The 22,009-nt window shown below is 56.4% G+C and carries 21 protein-coding genes; 11 read left to right on the top strand and 10 right to left on the bottom strand.

What is annotated here, in order from left to right; translation table 11 throughout:
- The 9 genes from IRZ77_RS03585 (at window position 1) to IRZ77_RS03545 (ending at window position 9,105) form a co-directional block, all read left to right on the top strand.
- Window positions 1-930 carry a BKACE family enzyme gene (locus IRZ77_RS03585; RefSeq protein WP_196172925.1) on the top strand — a complete coding sequence of 310 codons (930 nt, stop codon included), beginning with the start codon at window positions 1-3 and terminating at the stop codon, window positions 928-930.
- A 20-nt stretch (window positions 931-950) separates the two neighbouring features.
- Window positions 951-2,372 (top strand): aminobutyraldehyde dehydrogenase, encoded by a 1,422-nt coding sequence (locus IRZ77_RS03580; protein ID WP_196172924.1) that lies wholly within the window; start codon window positions 951-953, stop codon window positions 2,370-2,372.
- Between the two features lie 6 nt (window positions 2,373-2,378).
- Window positions 2,379-3,128, top strand: coding sequence for an SDR family NAD(P)-dependent oxidoreductase (locus tag IRZ77_RS03575; protein WP_196172923.1), 750 nt, complete (start codon window positions 2,379-2,381; stop codon window positions 3,126-3,128).
- Window positions 3,128-4,060 (top strand): 3-hydroxyacyl-CoA dehydrogenase NAD-binding domain-containing protein, encoded by a 933-nt coding sequence (locus tag IRZ77_RS03570; RefSeq protein WP_065862934.1) that lies wholly within the window; start codon window positions 3,128-3,130, stop codon window positions 4,058-4,060. Before IRZ77_RS03575 ends, IRZ77_RS03570 begins: the two co-directional genes overlap by 1 nt.
- 57 nt (window positions 4,061-4,117) lie before the next feature.
- Window positions 4,118-5,071, top strand: a complete 954-nt coding sequence (locus tag IRZ77_RS03565; protein WP_196172921.1) for a PDR/VanB family oxidoreductase — start codon at window positions 4,118-4,120, stop codon at window positions 5,069-5,071.
- A gap of 32 nt (window positions 5,072-5,103) precedes the next feature.
- On the top strand, window positions 5,104-5,577 hold the full coding sequence (locus tag IRZ77_RS03560; protein ID WP_196172920.1) for a thioesterase family protein: 474 nt from the start codon (window positions 5,104-5,106) through the stop codon (window positions 5,575-5,577).
- A gap of 97 nt (window positions 5,578-5,674) precedes the next feature.
- On the top strand, window positions 5,675-6,622 hold the full coding sequence (gene choX / locus IRZ77_RS03555) for a choline ABC transporter substrate-binding protein (RefSeq protein WP_196172918.1): 948 nt from the start codon (window positions 5,675-5,677) through the stop codon (window positions 6,620-6,622).
- On the top strand, window positions 6,622-7,602 hold the full coding sequence (gene choX, locus IRZ77_RS03550) for a choline ABC transporter substrate-binding protein (protein WP_196172996.1): 981 nt from the start codon (window positions 6,622-6,624) through the stop codon (window positions 7,600-7,602). The genes choX (IRZ77_RS03555) and choX (IRZ77_RS03550) overlap by 1 nt, the downstream gene beginning before the upstream one ends.
- A gap of 93 nt (window positions 7,603-7,695) precedes the next feature.
- Window positions 7,696-9,105, top strand: a complete 1,410-nt coding sequence (locus tag IRZ77_RS03545) for a purine-cytosine permease family protein (RefSeq protein WP_196172916.1) — start codon at window positions 7,696-7,698, stop codon at window positions 9,103-9,105.
- 301 nt (window positions 9,106-9,406) lie between these two features.
- Here IRZ77_RS03545 and IRZ77_RS03540 read toward each other — a convergent pair whose 3' ends face one another.
- The gene (locus IRZ77_RS03540; RefSeq protein ID WP_196172914.1) at window positions 9,407-10,726 is read right to left on the bottom strand and encodes a 2-hydroxycarboxylate transporter family protein; all 1,320 of its coding nucleotides are present in this window, start codon (window positions 10,724-10,726) and stop codon (window positions 9,407-9,409) included.
- A gap of 121 nt (window positions 10,727-10,847) precedes the next feature.
- Here IRZ77_RS03540 and IRZ77_RS03535 point away from each other — a divergent pair, with 121 nt between their 5' ends.
- A complete protein-coding gene (locus tag IRZ77_RS03535; protein ID WP_196172994.1) occupies window positions 10,848-11,765 on the top strand; it encodes a LysR substrate-binding domain-containing protein in 918 nt (305 codons plus the stop codon).
- Between the two features lie 16 nt (window positions 11,766-11,781).
- On the opposite strand, the gene IRZ77_RS03530 is transcribed toward IRZ77_RS03535, so the two are convergent.
- The 9 genes from IRZ77_RS03530 to IRZ77_RS03490 form a co-directional block, all read right to left on the bottom strand.
- Window positions 11,782-12,477 (bottom strand): RraA family protein, encoded by a 696-nt coding sequence (locus tag IRZ77_RS03530; RefSeq protein ID WP_196172912.1) that lies wholly within the window; start codon window positions 12,475-12,477, stop codon window positions 11,782-11,784.
- A gap of 49 nt (window positions 12,478-12,526) precedes the next feature.
- Window positions 12,527-13,135, bottom strand: a complete 609-nt coding sequence (gene leuD, locus IRZ77_RS03525) for a 3-isopropylmalate dehydratase small subunit (RefSeq protein ID WP_196172910.1) — start codon at window positions 13,133-13,135, stop codon at window positions 12,527-12,529.
- A gap of 1 nt (window position 13,136) precedes the next feature.
- Window positions 13,137-14,558, bottom strand: coding sequence for a 3-isopropylmalate dehydratase large subunit (gene leuC, locus IRZ77_RS03520; protein WP_196172908.1), 1,422 nt, complete (start codon window positions 14,556-14,558; stop codon window positions 13,137-13,139).
- A gap of 148 nt (window positions 14,559-14,706) precedes the next feature.
- The gene (locus IRZ77_RS03515) at window positions 14,707-15,456 is read right to left on the bottom strand and encodes a sulfite exporter TauE/SafE family protein (protein WP_196172906.1); all 750 of its coding nucleotides are present in this window, start codon (window positions 15,454-15,456) and stop codon (window positions 14,707-14,709) included.
- Window positions 15,457-15,589: 133 nt separating this feature from the next.
- A complete protein-coding gene (gene tatC / locus IRZ77_RS03510) occupies window positions 15,590-16,369 on the bottom strand; it encodes a twin-arginine translocase subunit TatC (protein WP_196172904.1) in 780 nt (259 codons plus the stop codon).
- A 4-nt stretch (window positions 16,370-16,373) separates the two neighbouring features.
- A complete protein-coding gene (tatB, locus tag IRZ77_RS03505) occupies window positions 16,374-16,652 on the bottom strand; it encodes a Sec-independent protein translocase protein TatB (protein ID WP_196172902.1) in 279 nt (92 codons plus the stop codon).
- Window positions 16,653-16,655: 3 nt separating this feature from the next.
- Complete coding sequence (locus IRZ77_RS03500) at window positions 16,656-16,865, bottom strand: twin-arginine translocase TatA/TatE family subunit (RefSeq protein ID WP_196172900.1); 210 nt, start codon at window positions 16,863-16,865, stop codon at window positions 16,656-16,658.
- Window positions 16,866-16,878: 13 nt separating this feature from the next.
- The gene (locus IRZ77_RS03495; protein WP_196172898.1) at window positions 16,879-17,325 is read right to left on the bottom strand and encodes a hypothetical protein; all 447 of its coding nucleotides are present in this window, start codon (window positions 17,323-17,325) and stop codon (window positions 16,879-16,881) included.
- Window positions 17,326-17,388: 63 nt separating this feature from the next.
- Window positions 17,389-18,711 (bottom strand): NAD(P)/FAD-dependent oxidoreductase, encoded by a 1,323-nt coding sequence (locus IRZ77_RS03490; protein WP_196172992.1) that lies wholly within the window; start codon window positions 18,709-18,711, stop codon window positions 17,389-17,391.
- Window positions 18,712-19,222: 511 nt separating this feature from the next.
- Between IRZ77_RS03490 and ligD the strand changes: the two genes are divergently transcribed.
- A complete protein-coding gene (gene ligD, locus IRZ77_RS03485; protein ID WP_196172895.1) occupies window positions 19,223-22,009 on the top strand; it encodes a DNA ligase D in 2,787 nt (928 codons plus the stop codon).

Genomic DNA, 22,009 nt, shown 5'->3' with positions numbered 1-22,009 from the left:
ATGCCAAAATCCGTGATCATTACCTGCGCCACTACCGGTGGCGTACACACTCCGACCATGTCGGAATACCTGCCAATCACTCCGCAGGAAATTGCTGATTCGTCTATCGAAGCCGCCAACGCTGGCGCCTCGATTATCCATCTACATGCCCGCAACCCCGAGACCGGCAAGCCAGATCCTCGCCCCGAGCTGTTCCAGGATTTCATGGGGCAAATCCACCGTCAGAGCGATGCAGTGCTGAACGTATCCACCGGTGGCGGCCTGGGCATGACCCGCGAGGAACGCCTGCGAGCGGCACTGGCTGTCAGCCCTGAGATGGCTTCGCTGAACGTGGGGTCGATGAACTTCGGCATCTTTCCAATGAAGGCCAAGTATTCCAACTGGAAGCATGACTGGGAGCCGGCCTTCCTCGACAGTACCCGCGATTTTATCTTCCGCAACACCTTCGCCGACATCGAATACATCGTCAAAGAGCTGGGCGAGGGCCACGGCACCCGGTTCGAGTTTGAATGTTACGACCTGGGCCACCTGTACAACCTGGCGTGGGTGATCGACCAGGGCTGGGTCAAGCCACCGTTCCTCATCCAGATCGTGTTCGGTGTGCTCGGTGGCGTTGGCGCCGACCTGGACAACCTGATGCACATGCACACTGTCGCGCAGAAGCTGTTTGGGAAGGACTACGAATGGTCGGTGCTGGCCGCTGGCAAGAACCAGATGAGCTTTGCCACCCAGGCTGCAATGCTCGGCGGCAACGTGCGGGTAGGTCTGGAAGACAGCCTCTTCATCGGTGCCGGTGAGAAGGCCAAAAGCAATGCCGAGCAAGTGCTGAAGATCCGTTCGATCGTCGAAAACCTCGGGCTCAAGGTTGCCACGCCTGAAGAAGCGCGAGCGCGTCTTGGGTTGAAGGGTCGCGACAAGATCACCTTGTGATTCGTGATTGGGGATACGCCATGCATACCAAAATGTTGATCAACGGCGAGCTCGTTGAAGGCGCCGCTGCGCCCCTGGCTGTAATCGATCCGTCCACGGGCGAGGAGATCATCAATGTTCGCCAGGCCGACGATGCTCAGTTGGGAAGCGCCGTGCGTAGTGCTCATGAGGCGTTCGAGTCCTATTCGAAAACTACCCCAGCGCAGCGTGCTGCTCTCTTGCAGGACATCGCCGGGGTAATTCAGGAAAACGCTGAAGAGCTGGCCTCTCTTGAAAGCCAGAACGTAGGCAAGCCCTGGCCGTCGGCACTCGACGATGAGATGCCGCTAACCCTCGACACCTTTCGCTTCTTTGCAGGCGCTGCGCGCACCATGGCTGGTGTGGCAGCCGGAGAATACGTACCAGGTCATACCAGCCTGATTCGTCGCGATCCGATCGGCCCAGTGGCGGCCATCGCACCCTGGAACTATCCGCTGATGATGGCGGCTTGGAAGTTGGCGGCGCCGTTGGCAGCAGGGTGCAGTGTGGTACTCAAGCCTTCGGAAGTCACACCGCTATCGACTCTGCGGCTGGGGCAGTTACTGGCGGATGTAGTACCCAAAGGTGTGATCAATATCGTGCACGGGATTGGTACTTCGACCGGGGCACGCCTGATCAACGCTGATGGTATCGAGGCTGTAAGCATCACCGGTTCGCCGGCAACGGGAAGTGCGGCCATGCGAGCGGCTGCGCAGCAGATGCGCCAGGTTCACGTGGAGCTCGGCGGTAAAGCCCCCGTAATTGTTTATGAGGATGCCGACATCGATAAGCTGGTCGCGACTCTGCGTGCCACGGCTTTTTTCAATGCGGGTCAGGACTGCGCGCAGCCATGCAGGGTGCTGGTTGCCAGCAAGATCTATGACCGCGTCGTCAGTGCCCTTGCCGAAGCTGCGGCGACAATCAAAGTGGGTGCACCAAGGGCTCACGGAACAGAGATGGGGCCACTCGTGACCGAGGTGCACCGTCAACGGGTAGCCGGGTTCGTAGACCGTGCTCGGGCTTATGCTGAGGTGGTAACTGGAGGATCGATCGAGCCTGGCGGTGGCTTCTTCTACAGCCCGACTGTAGTCGCTGATGTCGATCATCATGCCGAAATCGCCACCCAGGAAATGTTCGGGCCGGTGATATCGGTATCCCGGTTCACGCCGGATCAAGACCCCGTCGCTATCGCCAACGCTACCCGTTACGGCCTGGCCTCGTCGCTGTGGACACGTGACAGTGGGCGTGCAATGGAAGCCAGCAGCCGCTTGCGTTATGGCTTCACGTGGGTCAACACCCATGGTGTTGCAACGCCAGAAATGCCTTGGGCGGCCATGAAGGGCTCGGGCCACGGCTGCGACATGTCGGTGTTTGCGCTGGATGCGTATACGAGTGTTCGTCACGTGATGCTGGCCCACGGGTGATTGAGCATGAACAGATCCGCTGTGATCGTGACAGGAGGCAGCCGTGGAATTGGGTTGGCGATCGTCGAGAAGTTTGTTGCTCAAGGTCGCCAGGTCGTGGCTTGCGGACGTGGAGTCAGGCCTCGCCACATGGATCCATCGGTCGAGTGGGTACAGGCTGATGTCTCTAAATCGGATGACGCCACCTACATCGTCGAACGCGCCGTTCAGCGCTTTGGTCGAGTGGGCGTTCTCGTCAATAACGCTGGGATACAGATCGAAAAAACGGTGATGGAGTCCACCGATGCCGATTGGGACGAGGTCATGGGGATAAACGCCCGTGGCACTTTCAACCTGTGTCGGGCAGTGCTGCCAAGCATGGTTCAGTGCGGGGGTTCGATCATCAACCTCGGCTCTATCTCAGGGCAAACAGCTGACCCCTCCATGGCGATCTACAACGCGTCCAAAGCGTTCGTGCATGGGCTGACGCGCTCGATTGCGGTGGATCACGGGCCACGAGTTCGCTGTAACGCCGTATGCCCCGGCTGGATCATGACTGCAATGGCCGAAGATGCCTTCGCCATGGCGGAAAACCCTGAAAGGGCCAAAGCCGATGCTTTGGCCCGTCACCCAGCAGGCCGGTTTGGACAACCTGACGATATCGCCGAAACGGTGGTGTGGTTGGCATCCGACGCGGCGCGTTTCATTACAGGACAGTGCTTTGTCGTTGATGGCGGCCTGACCAGTGCTTCCCCCTTACAACCGAGGTTTTTCTGATGAGTGAATTTCAAAATGTCGCGGTGATTGGCGCCGGTGTCATCGGTGCTAGCTGGGCCGCACTGTTCCTGGCGTCCGGGCGTAACGTTGCCGTCTATGATCCGTCGCCGACCATGGAAGCTGATGTTCGTAGCTACATCGACAATGCCTGGCCGACACTCCGTGAACTGGGGCTGGCGAATGCCGAACCGGGCCAGCTGAGTTTCCATGGCGATGTCGCGAGTGCAGTGGAGCACGCTGACTTCGTGCAAGAAAGCGTGCCGGAGCGTATTGCGATCAAACACGATCTGTTCGCCAAACTGGAAGCATCCCTCAAGCCAGGTGCCATCGTAGCTTCGTCCGCGTCCGGCCTGCGCCTGGGTGAGATGCAGGCGGGTTGGAAGAATCCGTCACACTTCATTCTCGGCCATCCCTTCAACCCGCCGCACCTCATCCCGCTGGTAGAAGTCATGGGCAATGACAAGACCGCTGCCGGTGTTGTCGAGAAGGCTGAGCGCTTTTATGACTTGGTCGGCAAGGTGACCATCCGGGTCAATCGTGAGGTGAAGGGACATGTCGCCAACCGCCTGCAGGCCGCTCTGTGGCGAGAGGCCATTCATCTGGTCAAGAGCGGTGTCGCCAGTGTTGAAGATGTCGACAAGGCTGTATGGGCGGGCCCAGGTCTGCGTTGGGCTGCAATGGGGCCAACCATGCTGTTCCACCTGGGCGGTGGGTCGGAAGGCCTGAGTTCCTTCTGCCAGAAATACACCGACAGCTTCAACGGCTGGTGGGATGACCTGGGTGACCCACGTCTTGATGCAGAAACGGCCACCATGCTCGTGGAGGGCGTTAATCACGAAGCCGGGGCCAACAGCTGGGCTTCTCTCGCGACAAATCGGGATGAACTGATCACTCACATGTTGAAGGCAACCGCGCCACTGCGGCGCCGTTGAGTTTGGGCCCGAGACGGATACGGTCTCGGGCCAGTTTGTCGTTGCGTGAGGTTTGCCATGCCTGATGACGTATTGACCCTACAGATAACCGACCTGATCGCCGAAGCCAAAGGCGTGATGGTCATCGAGTTGCGCTCTCCTTCGGGTGATGCGCTGCCGTCCTTCAAACCCGGCGCCCATATCGAACTGCATTTGCCTGGCGATATCGTGCGCCAGTATTCCCTGTGTAACGACTCACGAGAGAACCACCGCTATTGCGTTGGGGTTGGCCTTTCGTCCGTCAGTCGTGGCGGTTCCCGGCATGTGCATCAATCGCTTCGCGTGGGAGACACGTTGAGGATCAGCCCACCACGAAACCATTTCCCATTAGAGCAAGACGCGCCAGGTTTCGTGTTTTTTGCCGGCGGTATCGGCATCACACCGGTGTGGTCGATGATCCAGTGGTGCGAAGCCAACAAGCGTCCTTGGCACCTCTTCTATCTGGTGCGCAATCGTCAGCGTGCAGCCTTTCTTGAGGAGCTTCGTGCTTTTGGCAATCGGGTCACCTTGCATGCTGACGATGAGGCGGGTGGATTGTTCGATATCGCTGGCGCGATCGATCAGCAGCCGTCCAACGTTCACTTCTACACCTGCGGGCCTACCCCTCTGATGCTTGCTGTGGAAGCGGCAGCGAGCGGCTTTCCCGATGAGCAGGTGCATTTCGAATGGTTTACGCCGAAGGAACCGAAAAGCTCGGGTGCAGATAAAGCCTTCACTGTTCAGCTGGCTAAGAGCGGTAGGTCGTTCGAAGTGCCTGCAGACAAAAGCATTCTTCAGGTACTGGAGGCTAACGGCCTTCGCGTCGAGAGCTCTTGCCGGGAGGGGACATGCGCCTCGTGCGAAATTTGCGTCCTGGATGGTATCCCCGACCATCGCGACAGTGTGCTGACAGCAGCCGAACGCAAGAAGAACGACGTGATGATGATCTGCGTTTCCCGGTCGCTCTCAGAAAGCCTCGTTCTCGATCTCTGAAATGCGCCCATGACTTCTGGAAGGATTTACTCGTGAACAACCTGCTGCTGATTCACCAGGCCACCATTGGCGAAGACTGGATCGATTACAACGGGCATTTGCGCGATGCCTTCTACTTCCTGCTGTTCAGCCATGCCACCGATGCGCTGATGGATCACATCGGCCTCGACGCCGACGGCCGGGCCATTTACGGCCACACGCTGTACACGCTGGAGGCCCATATCAACTACCTGAGCGAAACCCGGCTAGGGGAGGAGGTGCAAGTATTTACCCAGGTGATCGACCATGACAGTAAGCGGCTGCACATTGTGCATCACTTGTATCGCCCCAAGGACGGAGAACTCTTGGCTGCCAGTGAGCAGATGCTCATGAACATCGCCAGTGAGGCTGGGCGTGCGGCTAAATTCGCCACATCTGTAGAAGCGAAAATCAGCGCGATTTACGAATCTCATCGATCACTGCCGCGTCCGGGCTATTGCGGCCGTGTGATTGGCATTCGTCGCTGAAGCATCTGTGCTGCACCCATAGAACAACAAGACTGCGTTGCCTCTGAATAACAAAAAACTGCCGCTCCCCATAGCTGCTACAGAGAGGATTTGCGTCATGAAAAATGCACTGCGCGTTATGTTCTGTTCCGCCTTGGCCCTGTCTGCGAATAGCTACGCAGCTGAGCCACCTCAATGCCGCTTGGTGCGGATGTCCGATCCCGGCTGGACTGACATTCAAACCACTACCGCCATCGCCACCACACTGCTGAAAAGCCTTGGCTATCAAACCAAATCTACGTTGGTCGGTGTCCCGCTGACTTTCAAGGCTCTGGCCGACGGTAAGAGCATGGATGTATTCCTGGGCACTTGGCTGCCAACCATGGAGCCGGATCTCAAACCGCACCGTGATGCCGGTGCCATCGATATCATCCGGGTCAACCTGCAGCATGCCAAATACACACTGGCTGTTCCGCAGACCTTATGGGATCAAGGGCTGAAGGACTTTGCAGACATCCCGAAATTCAAGAATGAGCTGGGTGGAAAAATCTATGGCCTGGAGCCCGGCGACGGCGGCAACAATGCGGTACTCAAGGCCATCGGTGATAACGCTTTCGGCCTGAAGGACGCTGGGTTTACGGTGGTGGCGTCCAGCGAGTCGGGCATGCTGGCACAGGTTGAGCGTGCGCAGCGGCGTAATCAGGCGATCCTCTATCTCGGGTGGGAGCCACACCCGATGAACACCCGCTTCAAGATGAAGTTCCTCACTGGCGGCGACGACTACTTCGGCCCTGATTTCGGCGATGCCACGGTCTACACCAGCACTCGTAAAGGTTACGCCGAAGAGTGTCCGAACGTTGGGCAACTGCTCAAGAACCTGAGCTTCACCCTGGATATGGAGAACCAAATCATGGGCTCCATCCTTTACGACAAGATGGAGCCGGAGGCGGCTGCCAGGGCCTGGTTGAAGCAGAACCCTCAGGTGCTCGATGGTTGGTTAGCAGGGGTGACTACATGGGATGGCCAGCCTGGCCTTGAGAAAGTTAAAGCGCAGGTGGCGCCATGATGAACAATCTCCAAGGGCTTAAGAAGCGCCCACGTGCGCCATCCTGGATTGCACTGGGTCTTGCAGGGGCAGTGTGTGCCCTGTCGAGTAGCGGCAGCTGGGCATCTGATCCAGCCGAGTGCAAGATGGTGAAACTGGGATCGACCAATTGGTCGGATACCGTAGCGACTTCTGCAATGGCTCAGCTCGCAATGGAGTCGCTGGGTTACCAGGTGAAGCTCACAACAGCTTCCCAGCAGATCATCCTCGCCGGCCTGGCTGACAAAAAGCTGGATACGTTCCTGGGTTATTGGCAGCCAACCATGCAACCGGTTGCTTCTCCCTATATCCAAAAACAGCAGATCCAGGTACTCGCTCCCGCAGCATTGCCCGATGCACAGTCCACCTTCGCTGTACCGCGTTACGCGTTCGATGCAGGACTACGCACCTTTGGCGACATCGCGAAATTCAAAGACAAGCTCGACTCCAAAATCTACGTCATCGAGCCTGGCAGTGGCTCAAACCGCATCACCGCGAAAATGATCGAGAGCGACCAGTTTGGTCTCAAAGGTTTCACTCTGATGGAATCGAGTGAGGCGGGGATGTTGACGGCGGTGAAGCGCGCCGTGAGCAGGCAAGAGTGGGTAGTGTTCTTCGGTTGGAAACCACATCCCATGAACCTTCAGCTGGACATGGTCTACCTCACCGGAAGCGATGATGTATTCGGCCCAGGCGAAGGCGCAGCGACCGTCTCGGTGATGACAGCCAATGGGTACGAACAGCGTTGTCCCAACTCTGGCCGGCTACTACAAAACCTGTCCTTCAAAAGCGATCAGGTAAGCCACCTGATGGTGCCAATCCTGGAACGAGTTTCTCCAAGGGACGCGGCGTTTGCTTGGCTCAAAGCCAACTCCGAACAGGTAAAGCCCTGGTTTGATGGGGTGACGACACTTGATGGAAAACCCGGTTTCGACGCGTTCCAGCATTTTCTGAATAAGTAACCCTGCCCCGAAAGGGGCACTTCGAAAGGGTTGTCTGAACGGCCAGGCCATGCCTGTCTGGGGAAAGGCTCGCCTGAAAATAAGGACAATAAAATGAAAGTCGAGAAGCGAAGTATCGAATTCGTACCGCACAACGAGCGTTATGGTCGGCCACGGCGGTTGTTCACTGTGTGGTTCAGTTCAAACCTGCAGGTGACAGCATTGATGGTCGGTACATTGGGTGTGGCCTCAGGGCTGAGCCTGATGTGGACGCTCGCAGGTTTATTGATTGGCTGCATGGTGGGCACCATCTTCATGGCAGCTCATTCGGCGCAAGGGCCGCACCTGGGTGTGCCTCAGATGATCCAAAGCCGAGCCCAGTTCGGCGTCTTTGGAGCTGCTATCCCGCTGTTGGTGATGGTGACTGCCGCAGTGCTGTTCATGGCGGCCAGCGGCGTCTTGATGCGAGAGCCGCTCAAGGCACTGATCCCAGTCTCGGACAACCAAGCGATCTTGATTGTCGGCATCACGACGTTCCTGATCGGAGTCGTTGGCTATGAGCTCATCCATCGCATGGGGGCGTGGATGACTTTGCTGTCATCTATTGTGTTCGGTGCTGCCTTGGTACTGATTTTGATCCGAGCGAGCTCTGCTGAGGCCATCCATTTCGATGCAGGTGGTTTCTCGATGCCGGTGTTCAATCTGGTGATCGCACAAGCTGCATCCTGGACGCTGGGCTATGGCCCCTATGTGGCAGATTACTCCCGCTACTTGCCAGCGGACGTCCGAACCAAAGATACGTTCTGGACGACCTATTTTGGCTGCGCCCTAGGCTCTCTGGGGATGATGGCGTTAGGGGCTACCCTGGCTGCTGTGGTGCCATCCGCGCTTAATGTCGACCCAGGGACTGCGATCGCCAACCTGTTTGGCCCTTGGGCGAAAGCCGCATTATTGATAGTCGCGCTCGGCGTCATTCAGTACAACGTTTTGTGCCTTTACAGCGCCTACATGTCCACCACAACGATTTTCAGTGGCTTCGCTAAGCTGCAGCATGTGCGGCATGGCACTAAAACATTGCTGATGGCGGTTCTCTCGGTACTGGCTTGTGTCATCGCTATTCAGACCCAGTACCACTTCGACACGTTCTTCGCTGACATTTTGATTGGCCAGCTCTACCTCTTGATTCCCTGGAGCGCGATCAACCTGGTGGATTACTACGTGGTTCAGCGAGGTAGCTACAGCATCGATGATCTCTACGATGCTCAAGGTCGATATGGCCGTTGGAACCGGAAAACCATGATCGTTTATGCCGTATCGATCATCGGTACCGTTCCGTTCATGAAACTCTCATTCTTCGAGGGCTACTTTGCGAAGCTGATTGGAGCAGACGTCAGCTGGATAGCTGGATTGGTCTTGGCGGGTTTTCTTTACTGCATCTTCAGCTGGAATCGTGCTTCGTCAGCGACCACTGAACGAGCCAGAGATCGGCAAGGTGTCGGTACCTTTGCCAATGCAGAGGAGTAGGGCAGAACCTGGTGCGTTGTCGTCTGCCTGAAAAGGCAGCTTTTGGACGGTCTGAGATGTCTTAAATGACAGCCTGGGGGCGAGCGCTCCTAGGCAGCCAGCGGCAGTAATCGGCTCAACTGTAGCTTTCCGAGAGCGGCTAAATTCCGTCGCGAGGGATAAAGGCAATGCCTTTCCATGGGGGCATTGGGGCGTGAATGGTAGGTGACCACATTAGATACGCTCATGCCACCGCTATGCAGGTGCGTGGCCTGATGGTGATGACATGAGCGCAAAACTTAAGCCAGGGGACTGGGATTATTCAACTGAAGATACCCAGCAGTACGGTGGCCCCGATTACGGTGGCTGCACCGCCAATACGAGTCGAAATTTGAGCGAACGGCATTAGTTGCATGCGGTTGCATGCGGACAGGATTGCCACGTCGCCAGTGCCGCCCAAGCCGCTGTGGCAGCAGGTTACGATAGCAGACTCAACGGGGAACATTTTCAACAGGTTGCCGATGAGGAAACCCGCCGCAGTCATCGCTATTACTACCGAAGCGCAGACCATCACGTAACCAACAGAAAACACGCTTGCAACGCTATCGAGAGGGACGTAGAGCATTCCAAGTCCGATCATTACAGGCCAGATGAAAGCAGTGGAGATGAGCTTGTAGAATTTCTTGCTGCCTTTCTCCAGCTTCTCAGGTAACACGCGAATGTATTTGAAGATTACTGCTACCAGAATCATCATCACAGGGCCTGGGATATGCACGACTTTCTCGAGCAGACCACCCAAGACGAAAAAGGCACAGATGAGTAGAACACCTGCTCCCATGTAGCGGAAGTCGATGGCGCTATCATCTTCAGCTTCTTCTTTGAACGCGTCATTCTCTTCACGCGCGCGAATCAGTTGGCCGTCGCCATTCAGGTTAGGCTTACGAGTTGCCCAGCGAGCCAAGGTACCGGCACAGATGATTGCAACTATGTTGCCTACGACTGCGGCAGGAACTAGCTGTGCAACGTATTGTTCCGGGGTTCCGCCAAGGATGTGCGAATATGCAAGCGAGAGGGGAAGGATGCCCTCACCAATGCCACCGCCGATAATTGGCACAATGATATAGAAGAATGTGTGATGCACGGTGTAGCCGAAACTAACGCCCACAGCCAAACCTACCGCCACTGCCGCCAGGGTGCCGATTACAAGTGGAACGAACATTCGGATCATGCCTTGGACAAGAATTGTCCGGTTCATCCCCAAGATGCTACCTACCACTAGACTTGCGATTACAAAATAAAGGAAGTTTGCGTCCTTCATCAGCATTTTGGTGGCATCGATCGTGGTGCTACCGAAGAACCCGTAGTAGACCAGGACAGAGGGGAGCAAGAGGCACAAAATAGCCCCGCCACCAATGTCGCGGAGCAGAGGCAATCGTTGACCCACCTGTCCGAGCAGCATGCCCATGGTCATGATGACCGCTAGGCCACCAATCATTGTTTTGGGCAGATAGCCCAGATGAGCTGAAAGGAAAACGATCAGGGCGATACCGAGAAAATATGGCAGCGGGATTACGCCAATTTCGTATTCCATGAGCGCGCTGAACCGACGCCGGGCCGGCAGTGCTTGGGTTGCGAGGGTCATTTTGAATTCCTCTGTTTATTTTTGTGTGAGGAGGCTTAATGCCAGGGGTCACGGGAATTTCCTTGCTGATAAAATGCTATCCTTCGCTGAAACGTAAAGAAACGGCCCTTCTATGCACGCTATGAACACGAATCATGAAGTAACACCGCTACCAGATGACCTACGGGTTTTCCTCACTGTGATTCGTGTGGGTAGCTTCTCAGGCGCGGCGCTGGAGCTTGACCAATCGCCGGCATACGTGACCAAACGCATCAAAATTCTGGAAGAAACACTTGGAACACGGCTGCTCCATCGAAGCCCTCGCCGGATTGCCCTCACGGAGTCTGGTGAAAGAGCTCAGCAATGGGCCGTGAGGATCTTGGATAACCTTGACGAGTTCATGGGAGAGCTGAGTCAGGTGCGGAAAGCCCCCAGAGGCTTATTGCACATATGTAGCAGCTTTGGTTTCGGTCGAAATTATGTAGCTCCGGCAGTTGCAGAACTTTCGAGTGCATACCCTGATTTGGAGGTTAAGCTAGATGTCTTCGATAGGGTTGTTGATATTGTAGGTGAGGGATTTGATTTAGAGATAAGAGTCGGCGATGATATTCCCGATAATCATATAAGTCGACTGCTCGTTGCGAATAAGCGAGTAATATGCGCCACACCTGAGTATCTCGCGCAGCGAGGAACGCCAGAAAAGCTTAGTGATCTGGTAAACCATGATTGTCTTGTACTCAAGGAAAGAAACAATCCATACGGCGTATGGCGGCTACTTGAGTCACAGAAAGAAGAGACCGTAAGGGTCAATGGCCGGCTTTCATCCAATAATGGCGAAATCGTTCTCCAGTGGGCGCTAAATCACCGTGGTTTATTGCTGAGATCGATGTGGGACGTTAAGCCGCTTTTAGAACAAGGCCGCCTAGTCCAAGTGCTTCACAAATATAGCCAGAGTGCTAACGTTTGGGCTGTTTACCCAACACGCTTGGCGGACTCCGCCAAGCTGCGGGTATGCGTGGAATTTCTTGAAGCGAGCTTCAGTCGTCTTAAAGCAGATTAAGAAAGCGAGTCAGCTCTTAAACTGGGCAGCCTTTACCACGAAGCTGCTCATCAAAGCGTTCGGGGTCGAGAGTACCCGCTGCGATGGATTTCAGGATGGTTGCCTCACGATCAAGCAGTTCCGTGCACCTTGAGTAGACTTTCGGCAGTTCATCTGCACGGACTGCCACCACTCCGTCGGCATCGCCAACGATGAGATCTCCAGGACTCACCAGCATTCCAGCACAGGCAACTGGAACGTTGATTTCTCCGCCGCCGTCCGTGCTTGGCCCTCGATGCACATACCCTAACGCGAACACGGGCAGCTCACCTCCCAGCCATTCTTCCCTGTCCCGGATGGCGCCGTTGACAACCACCCCGGCAATGCCGGCTTTGATGGCCATGGCACGCATGATGCCGCCGATCACTGCACGGCTAAGATCTCCACTGCCGTCAACGACCAGGACATCACCAGGCCGCGCCATTTGAATGGCTTTGAGCAACAACAGGTTGTCCCCTGGTCGAATCCTGACAGTCAGGGCGCTTCCGCAGAGGTGGCGGAATCCATGATATGGCTTAAGTCCCAGGCCGCCGGTATTTCGTCCCAAGCAGTCGCTGATGATGGCTGAAGGCATTCCTTCAAATGCTTCTCGCCATTTATCCTCGAGAGGTGGAGCGGAGGGGTTGATGCGGTAGCCAGTAGGCCATTCCCCATCGTTTGTTACGTCGAGCATTCGAGAATCTCCAGATGCCGACCCTTCAGGGTCGGCTGACGACTAGGGGTCAGGCCAACCAAGGGTTCGCTTGCAGATGACGCTGCTCAAAGCTACGGATCTGCTCACTTCGAACGAGCGTGCTGCCGATTGCGTCAAGTCCCTGGAGAAGAGCATCTTTCCGAAGCGCGTCGATCTTGAATTCGATGCGGCGACCATCAGACAGGAGGATAAATTGCTCCTCCAAATCCACAGCGATATTGGCAGTCTCAGGCTGACTCACCATGGCACCCAGCTCTTTGAGCTCTGCTGGGGACAATTGGATCGTGAGTACACCATTGCGCTGGCAGTTGTCGTAGAAGATGCCTGCGAAGCTCGTACCGATCAGCGCTCGGATGCCTAACTGTTTCATCCCCCAAACCGCATGTTCGCGGCTTGATCCACAACCGAAGTTCGGGCCGACGACTAGGAATTTGCTTTCATTCCAAGGAGTTTGGTTCAGGACAAACTCAGGGTTTGGAGTGCCATCGTCCAAGAAGCGCAAATCGAAGAAAGCTCCACGGTCGAGGCCGCTACGGTCAATACCTTTCAAAAACTGCTTGGGCATGATTACGTCGGTGTCGACATTCGCTGCCAGGATTGGCGCCGCTACACCTTCTACTTTGTTAAACGGCTGCATATCAGGCCTCCAGAACCAACGAACGTACGTCTACTAAGTGTCCAGTTACCGCAGCTGCAGCGACCATCGCTGGGCTCATGAGGTGGGTGCGAGCTCCCTGACCTTGGCGCCCTTCAAAATTGCGGTTGGTGCTTGATGCGCAGCGATCCCCTGGGTTAAGCACATCGTCATTCATGGCAAGGCACATTGAGCACCCTGACTGACGCCATTCGAAGCCAGCGTCGCGGAAGATCTGAGCGATCCCCTCGGCTTCTGCATTGTCACGTACCAGAGTGGAGCCAGGCACGATCATGGCTCGTACACCCTCGGCCACTTTCCGCCCTTTAACGACACGCGCGGCATCGCGAAGGTCTTCGATGCGAGCATTGGTACATGAGCCAATGAACGCATGGCTGATTTTGATGCTGCTAAGTGCGGTTCCTGGTTGCAGATCCATGTAGCGGAGTGCCCGCTCCAGGTCGCGGCGCAAGATCAGGTCTGGCTGTTCCATAGGATCAGGCACTGTGTCAGAAATCGCAGCTGCTTGATCAGGGCTAGTCCCCCAGGTCACCATCGGTTGGAGGTCTGCTACATCCATGCGGACTTCCAAGTCGAATTCGGCACCTGGGTCGGTGTACAGCGACTTCCAGCTTTCGACTGCCTGATCCCATACGGCCCCTTTAGGTGCCCGCGGCTTATCAGCGAGATACGCAAATACCTTCTCATCCGGCGCCATGAACGCACCGCGAGCGCCGGCTTCGACTGCCATGTTGCAGATGGTCATTCGTGCTTCGACGCTCAGAGCGCTGATAGCAGGCCCGGTGAACTCGATGGCATAGCCAGTCGCACCCGAAGCGCCGATCTGGCGAATCAGTTCCATGATGATGTCCTTGGAAACCAAACCGGGCCCAGGGATGCCATCGACAGTCACTCGCATGCTTTTCAGGCGCTTATACACCAGCGTTTGGGTCGCCAGGAGGTGCTCGATTTCGGAGGTGCCGATACCGAAGCCAAATGCACCCAGTGCACCGTATGTTGTGGTGTGACTGTCACCGGCCGCCACCACCATTCCAGGGAGGATGAATCCTTGCTCGGGCGCGACTACGTGTTCGATGCCTTGACGCTTGTCCAAGACGTCGAACAGTTCAATACCGAAGTCGCGGCAATTCTCTTCGAAGTAGTTGACCTGCAAGGCTCCACCAGCATCTGGCATTGCGGAGATGCGATCAGGTGCGGTCGGGTTGACGTGGTCGACTACACAGAGGGTTGCCGAGGGGCGCCAAACCTTGCGACCAGCTTCCCGCAGGCCGCTGAACGCCTGAGGACTGGTGTACTCGTTCGCAACCTGGCGATCGATGTAAAGCAGCACGTGCCCTTGATCATCAAGCTCGCAAACAGTGTGGGAGTCGATGTGTTTCTGGTAAAGAGTCTTTGGGGTATTCATGGCGAATTGGCACCCGATATTGTTATTGATACAGCCCGCAGGCATCACGATCACTGGCGAGCAGTGGTGGTATCAGCTTATCGAGTCAAATTTCTAAATAAAGATGCCAAGTAAATACCTTTGATGCACGATTCGTGAATTAGCTGCTTCACCCCTTGATGAACAGCATGGTGGCCGATGCCACCAGGAAAACGGCGAACAATATCCGGAGGTGACGCTCGTGCACCCGATAGGCCCACTTCACTCCCCAGCCAACGCTCAACAGTCCTCCTAACGCCATGGCTAGGCCCATAGGCCAATCCACATGGCCATTCCAGCAGTAGGTCGCCAACGTAATCACGGTGCTTGGAAGCGCGAGCGTCAGGGCCATGCCCTGCGCAGCCAGTTGGCTGAGGCCGAAAACACCAGTGAGGACAGGAACTGCCACCACGGAAGCACCCACTCCGAAAAAACCACCTAGTACTCCACAGCCAGACCCAAGTGCACCTAATCGGAGGGGAGATGGTTGAGCCTTGGGTTTGCTTTCCCGATGAGAGATGCGGTTCCTGAGCAAGGTGAGCGCTGCGAGGCCAAGCATAAGCACTGCGAAGCCCATTCGGATGTAGAGAGGGTTGAGGTGCACCGCTGCTCGTGCACCAATCCCTGCGGTGATGAAGCCCATGGCTGCCAAGGGGAACGCATGCGACCAGCGGATGGGGCTTCTCTGCTGATCCCTCCAGAGTGCAAGGGCGACGTTCGGAACCATCATGACCAAAGCGGTAGCCTGAGCCATGGTCTGGTTTAGGCCCAGGATCAGGGTCATGAAAGGAATGGCAACAAGTCCTCCGCCAATCCCGAAAAAGCCACCCAGTGCGCCCATAAGAACGCCGAAAAGGAAGTCAAAAGCGAAGTTGATCATGCAGCCAACCGTAAGAGTCAGTAGGTAAGTGGACGTCTGCCCGCCAGGGAGACTCAGGATGCCGTGATCAAATCAAGTAATGAACGCTTTCGCCGTGAATAGGATGTGCACGATATGGGAACGAGGCTGGATGTTACATATGCGATGGGGGTTGGGCTTCGCCAGCGTTGTCGTAGGAACTGTTACGCTTACTAATCAGGCTGCCGAAGATGACGCCTATTTCGAATAATAGCCACATCGGTACTGCCAGCAAGGTTTGAGAGAAAATGTCCGGTGGCGTCAGGATCATGCCGACTACGAAGCAGCCGATGATCACGTATGGGCGGATTTTTTTCAGATACTTCACATCGACCACGCCGATCCACACCAGCAGCACCACGGCCACCGGGATCTCGAAGGCGACACCGAAGGCGAAGAATAAGGTCATGACGAAATCGAGATAGGCGGCGATGTCGGTCATCATCGATACGCCTTCCGGCGTGGCTTTTGCGAAGAAGCTGAACATCAGCGGGAACACCAGGAAATAGGCGAATGCCATTCCGGCGTAGAACAGCAGGATGCTCGATACCAGCAGCCGAATGGCAATGCGCTTTTCATGGCGGTACAGGCCTGGGGCGATGAAGCCCCAGATCTGCTGGAGGATGAACGGGATCGCCAGGAACAGCGAGACGATCATGGTCAGCTTGAACGGCGTCAGGAACGGCGAGGCCACATCGGTGGCAATCATCGTTGCATTGGCCGGCAGGTGCTCGCACAGCGGCGCCGAGACCAAGGTGTAAATCTGTTGGGCGAAGGAGAACAGCCCGGCAAAGATCAGGAAGAAGACCGCCACACAGCGCAGCAGGCGGGTGCGCAGTTCGGTCAGGTGCGAAACCAGCGGCATCGGCTGGTCGTCTTTCGGTTTTTCTTTCATTGGATTACGGCGGTAAGGGTGGTTCGGAGTGTGTCGGTGGGGTCTGCGGCTTGGGTGCCAAGGGGGGCTCTCGCTGGAGGAGGTTTTCGTTGAGCAACTTGCCGCGAACATCGTCGATACCGATCTCGCGCTCGACCTCGTCCCTGATCGCGTTAAAGCTCCGCTTAAGCCGACCGATCCAGACGCCAGCCGTGCGCGCCGCACCCGGTAGCCGATCGGGGCCGAGGACTAGCAGCGCAACGAGGCCGACGAGAAGCATTTCACTAAAACTGATGCCGAACATTGATCAAGCCTGATCTTTACGCGGTGTTTCCTGTGCGGAGTGCCCGGGCGTTGTTGCCAGTTCAATCGGCTTGTCATCATCGCTCATTGCTTTGCGAAAGCCTTTTATCGACTCGCCAAGATCGCTACCAAGGTGCTTCAGCTTCTTTGTGCCGAAGATCAATACGACGACGCCCAGCAGAACAATCCAGTGCTTCCAATCAAAAATACCCATATTGTTCTCCTGTTCAGCCTGGGTGAATCATCACGTTGATGCGGCGACGCTCAACGACCCTCAATGAGGGTGGCTGGCCAACAAGCCGGTCGAAGGTGACTGTAGTGTCAGCATCCACGGAATCATTCGGCGTGATGCGGATGATCTGGTTGAATTTGCCAGTCTCCTGCTGTGTATTCGCGATGGATTGGAAAGCGATAACAGCGGCATCCGGCGTACTGGCGACCCATCGTTCACCGGGTTCAACTTGCAGATGCGCGTCATAGGTGTCGCCAGCAACGCTATGGAACGTGCAGCCATCAATGACTGGTTGTTGAGCAGGGCAGTGCGGCGCTTTGGCACCGGGTCGCAGTGGATTTTCAATCGCATAGGTTATGGCTTGCGAGTCCTTCTGGGCGTCGGCGAGCGCAATCGAACCCAGCGCACTGAGGATCAGAGCAGATGATAATTTGCCAAACATGTCAGGGCATTCCTGCGATACAAGAGGAAGTCAGGCTGGTGCAGGTGCACCAGCCTGGAGAATTTAGGCTTCAAGCCCGGCCTTCGCTTGCCCCGTGCGTAGGGTGAAGTTCACTCCGATCGAAAGCGCCGGCTGTGGTGGGTTCCAGTTGGGCTTCGGCGCTGCCAGCAGGAATTCCGTCAGCGGCTCCATCTTACCCGCCAGCATGTTCGCCAGGAGGGTGCCGGTGGCTGTGCCACGCACGGTGCCCAGGCCATTGCAGGCCAGTGCGCCATAAACGTTTTCGCGCAGTTCGCCGAAGAACCCTGCGCCGTTGCGGGTCATGCCCAGGCCACCGCCCCAGGTGTGCTCGAACGGTACGTCGGTAAGGGTCGGGAAGCGGCGCTCGAACGACAGGCGGTGGGCGACACGCACCTTGTCGGTGTAGCCATCTTTGGAGCGGCCGTCAGGGTTGAAGCTGAAGCTGTTGCGCACCAGGATGCGGTTGTCGTGTGTACGACGCAGGGTACTGCCGAACGGATCGGCCGGAATCACGCCCCAGAACTCCTGGCCACCAATGCTGGCCTGTTCGGCTGGGGTCAGCGGTCGGGTCAGACTTCCGTAGGTAAAGATAGGCAGCATACGGTTCTCGAGGAAGCCGAAATGCTGACCGAAGTGGTTGTTGCCGAGAATCAATTTTCCGGCAGTGATGCGACCGGTCGGATGATGCAGAACAATCTGCTGGCCGTAGTCGACGGCGGTTATCACCGTGTCCTCGTACAGCGTGACGTTCTCTGGGAGGCTGTCGGCCAGACCTTTGACCAGTGCCGAAGGCTGAACCAGCATGGTGCCAGGTGTGTATAGCGCCTTGCGGTAGAACGACGTGCCGATGTGATCTTTCAGCTCGTTGCCTTCGATTAGCTCGACCTTTTCACCCAGGGCTTCGAGGCCACCACGGTAGGCGTTGAGTACCGCGATACCCTTATCTTCAATGGCTGCCTGGTACTTGCCCGAGTGGCGCAGGTGGGCGTCGACGATGTTGTGCTGCTCAACCAAGTCACGAAGGATGCCCTGGCCGCGCTGATTCAAATGCAGGATGTTTTTGGCGTTGGTCTTGTCGCCGATATAGTCCGGTGCACCGATGTCATGGGGGACGTCGATCAGGAAGCCCGCATTACGGCCCGAGGTACCAAAGCCTACCTGTTGGGCTTCGACCAGAATGACCCGGTCTTGAGGGAAATTCAGAGCTAGTTGGCGTGCCGCGGCTAAGCCGGTAAAACCGCCACCAATAACTACCCATGGCGCTTTGTCGTCGCCGATTAGCGGAGCTTTCGGTTGACGCATGCGGCTAGTGTGGAACCAGCCTGGGGAAGAATCGTCACGAGGCAGCGCATCAACCCGTACCAGAGAGTCGGGATCCTTCGGCAGACCGTCACTGAGCAGAGAAGCGGAACCACCAGCCGCGATGACACCTGCTCCAACGCCGGCACCGATAAGCACATTTCTTCGTGTAACTGCCACTTCAATTCATCTCATTCAAACGGGACTGACGGAATGGTCAGGGCTGCGCAGAGACGAACCGAACCGGCAAAACCGCATTTGGGCCAATCACGTACATCAGCCCTGACCGGCGAAATACAATGTGTATACAGATAGTATAATCCGTCCGAGCCTGCGTCAATAAGCCGCTCTACATGGGCGTGTTCACCGAAGCTACACCGGTTGTTAAGCCGTAATGCGAGTGCTGAGCCACCCACGGTTTCAGACCCAAAGTCCCGTTCCCTCTTCAAGCGCTCAGGCCTTCAGCCGCTGAACCAGGGTCGGGTCTGATGAATCAAAAGTACTAATCAACTCGACGGCCAAATTTTCAAATGGTGCGTCTACGCAGGAGTTGCACCGCATCCCTGAGGATCGTCACATGCATGAAATCACCTTGGCTTTCTTGGTTTTTGGCATTGAACATCCGGAAGCGGTTGATGAAGTTAAAACTCTGACCGACGCGAACGCCGTTGAGGCCGGGGAGCCTTTGACTGACCTGCGGGATACGATGGTCAAGCAGATCCTGCAGGCCGAGGCGGATCGTCTCGAGATTTCACTCGAGGCACTGGTGCAGAAGCTTATCGGCCAGTCGGGCGAAGTCGTAGATAACCCGGACACAGTTCCAGGCCTAGAGAAATACAACCGGATGCGCGACTTCGCTGCCTCGCCCGAGCCTTCAGGGTCATCCAAGGCCGGGCAGCGAAGCAAGCGCACCGAGCCCCAGGCTTTGCTGTTTTGCGTGCAAAAGCACGACGCCACCGGGCTCCACTACGATTTCCGTCTCGAGCTCAACGGTACACTCAAGAGCTGGGCCATACCGAAAGGGCCCTGCTTCGATCCGAAGGTGAAGCGTCTGTCGGTTCACGTTGAAGACCATCCACTCGACTACGCCACCTTCGAGGGCACTATCCCCAAGGGGCATTACGGTGCCGGCGAGGTGATCGTCTGGGATCGCGGTATCTGGATCCCTCAAGGCGATCCGGACGAGGCCTACCGCAAAGGCCGACTCAAGTTCGAACTGCTGGGCGAGAAGCTGTCAGGCCTGTGGAATCTGGTTCGAACCAATATCGAAGGTAAGCAGGAGCAGTGGTTTCTCATCAAACATCAGGACGAGTCGGCCAGACCGCTCGCTGAGTTTGATGTCGTGGCAGAGCAACCGAACAGCGTGCTCAGCGACCGAACCGTCATCCCCAAGAAACGAGGCAAGCTGAAATCCTCATTCCCGACTGAGTCACCAGATAAAGCCGAGCCGCTCCGAACGGCTCATGCAGTGCCTGCAGATCTCCCAGAGAAGTTGGCACCGCAGTTGGCCACGCTCGTCGAGTCGAGTCCGCAGGGCAGTGAGTGGCGCTTCGAAATCAAGTTCGATGGCTATCGCATGCTCTGCCGAGTCGAGGATGACGATGTGCGGCTGTTTACTCGAAATGGACATGACTGGACTGACAAGCTGCCGAAGCTGGCCGCAGCAATCAAGCAGCTCGGTTTGGAAAGCGCCTGGCTCGATGGTGAGATTGTTGTCCCGAACGCTGATGGCGTACCCGATTTCCAGCTGCTGCAGAACGCGTTCGACGCGGGCAAGAGCCAGGGCATCATCTACTACCTGTTCGACCTTCCGTACCTCAACGGCGCCGACCTGCGCCTGGTACCTGTCGAGCAGCGGCGGGGCGCTCTCAAACAGGTGATGGAAAGCAACGAACATCCCTTGCTTCGGTTCTCGGACGACTTCACCGAAGACGTGGAGGCGCTGATGAACAGTGCGTGCCAAATGAAAATGGAGGGCCTGATCGGGAAGCGCTCCGGTAGTCCTTACGTATCAAGGCGCAGCGATTCGTGGATCAAGCTCAAATGCAAGCATCGCCAGGAGTTTGTGATTGTTGGGTTCACCGATCCCAAAGGTGCTCGCAGCGGCTTCGGGGCATTGGTGCTTGCTCTCACCGATAAGGACAGTGGAGAGCTTCGTTACGCTGGGAAAGTGGGCACTGGGTTCACAGAGTCGACACTTGCCACCATCCTGCAAAAGCTGCAGCCCCTGGAACAGAAAAAAGTGCCCGTGGTGGATCCGCCAAAGGGCGTCGACGCCAGGGGCATTCATTGGTTGAAGCCGGAGCTCCTGGCTGAGGTCATGTTCGCCGAGATCACCTCGGATGGTGTGGTGCGGCACGCAGTCTTCCATGGCATCCGAACTGACAAGCCCGCTAAGGACATAACTGTGGAGAAGCCGGCTCCTGCGCCGAAGGCAGCGAAGTTTGCCAAGACGGAGCCGTCCAAACCATCAAGCGGAAAGGTCAGGATCACGCACCCCGAGCGAGTCATAGATCCGAGCAGCGGGCTCACCAAGCGTGACCTGGCCGAATATTATGCCCAAGTGTCGCCATGGCTCTTACCGCACCTCAAAGATCGTCCCATCGCGCTTGTGCGAGCGCCTGAGGGCATTACTGGCGAGCTGTTCTTCCAGAAGAATGCTGATCGCCTGGCGATCCCCAACATCACGACCGTGCCAAAGGCTGAAGCAGGCAAAGCCGGTATGGTGATCAACAACGTCGAGGCTCTGGTCGGCGCCGTGCAGATGAGCACCATCGAGCTGCATTCTTGGAACGGCACAACAGCTCACATTGAACAGCCAGATCGCTTCGTACTCGATCTCGATCCTGACCCTGTGCTGCCTTGGAAAGCCATGGTTGAGGCCACGCAGCTCACCTTGGTGGTGCTGGACGAGCTCGGATTGCAGTCGTTCCTTAAAACCAGCGGAGGGAAGGGCATACACATTGTGGTTCCGCTCACGCCAAAGGCTTCCTGGGAAGAGGTGAAATCCTTTAGTCAGGCCGTAGTGAAGTACATCGCCAAGCTCATCCCTGATCGATTTTCGGCTGTGCTCGGGCCGAAAAACCGCATCGGCAAGATCTTCATCGATTATTTACGAAACGCTAAAGGCGCCACGACGGTCAATGTTTATGCGGCCAGGGCTCGCGAAGGGCTACCTGTATCTGTCCCGATTTACCGGGAGGAGATCATCGAACTTAAGTCCGCAGCGAGGTGGAACATCACCAATCTGCAGGAGCGCCTGGATGAGCTTGCCGGTGATAATCCCTGGGCAGACATGGCCGGCACCAATCAACTCATCACCTCAGAGATGAGGCAGCGAATCGGCATGAAACAGAAGGAGTAG

Source organism: Pseudomonas pudica, from assembly GCF_015680405.1.
Lineage (GTDB): Bacteria > Pseudomonadota > Gammaproteobacteria > Pseudomonadales > Pseudomonadaceae > Aquipseudomonas > Aquipseudomonas pudica.
Note: the sequence above shows the minus strand (reverse complement) of the source record. Positions and strands in the feature narration are given on the sequence as shown.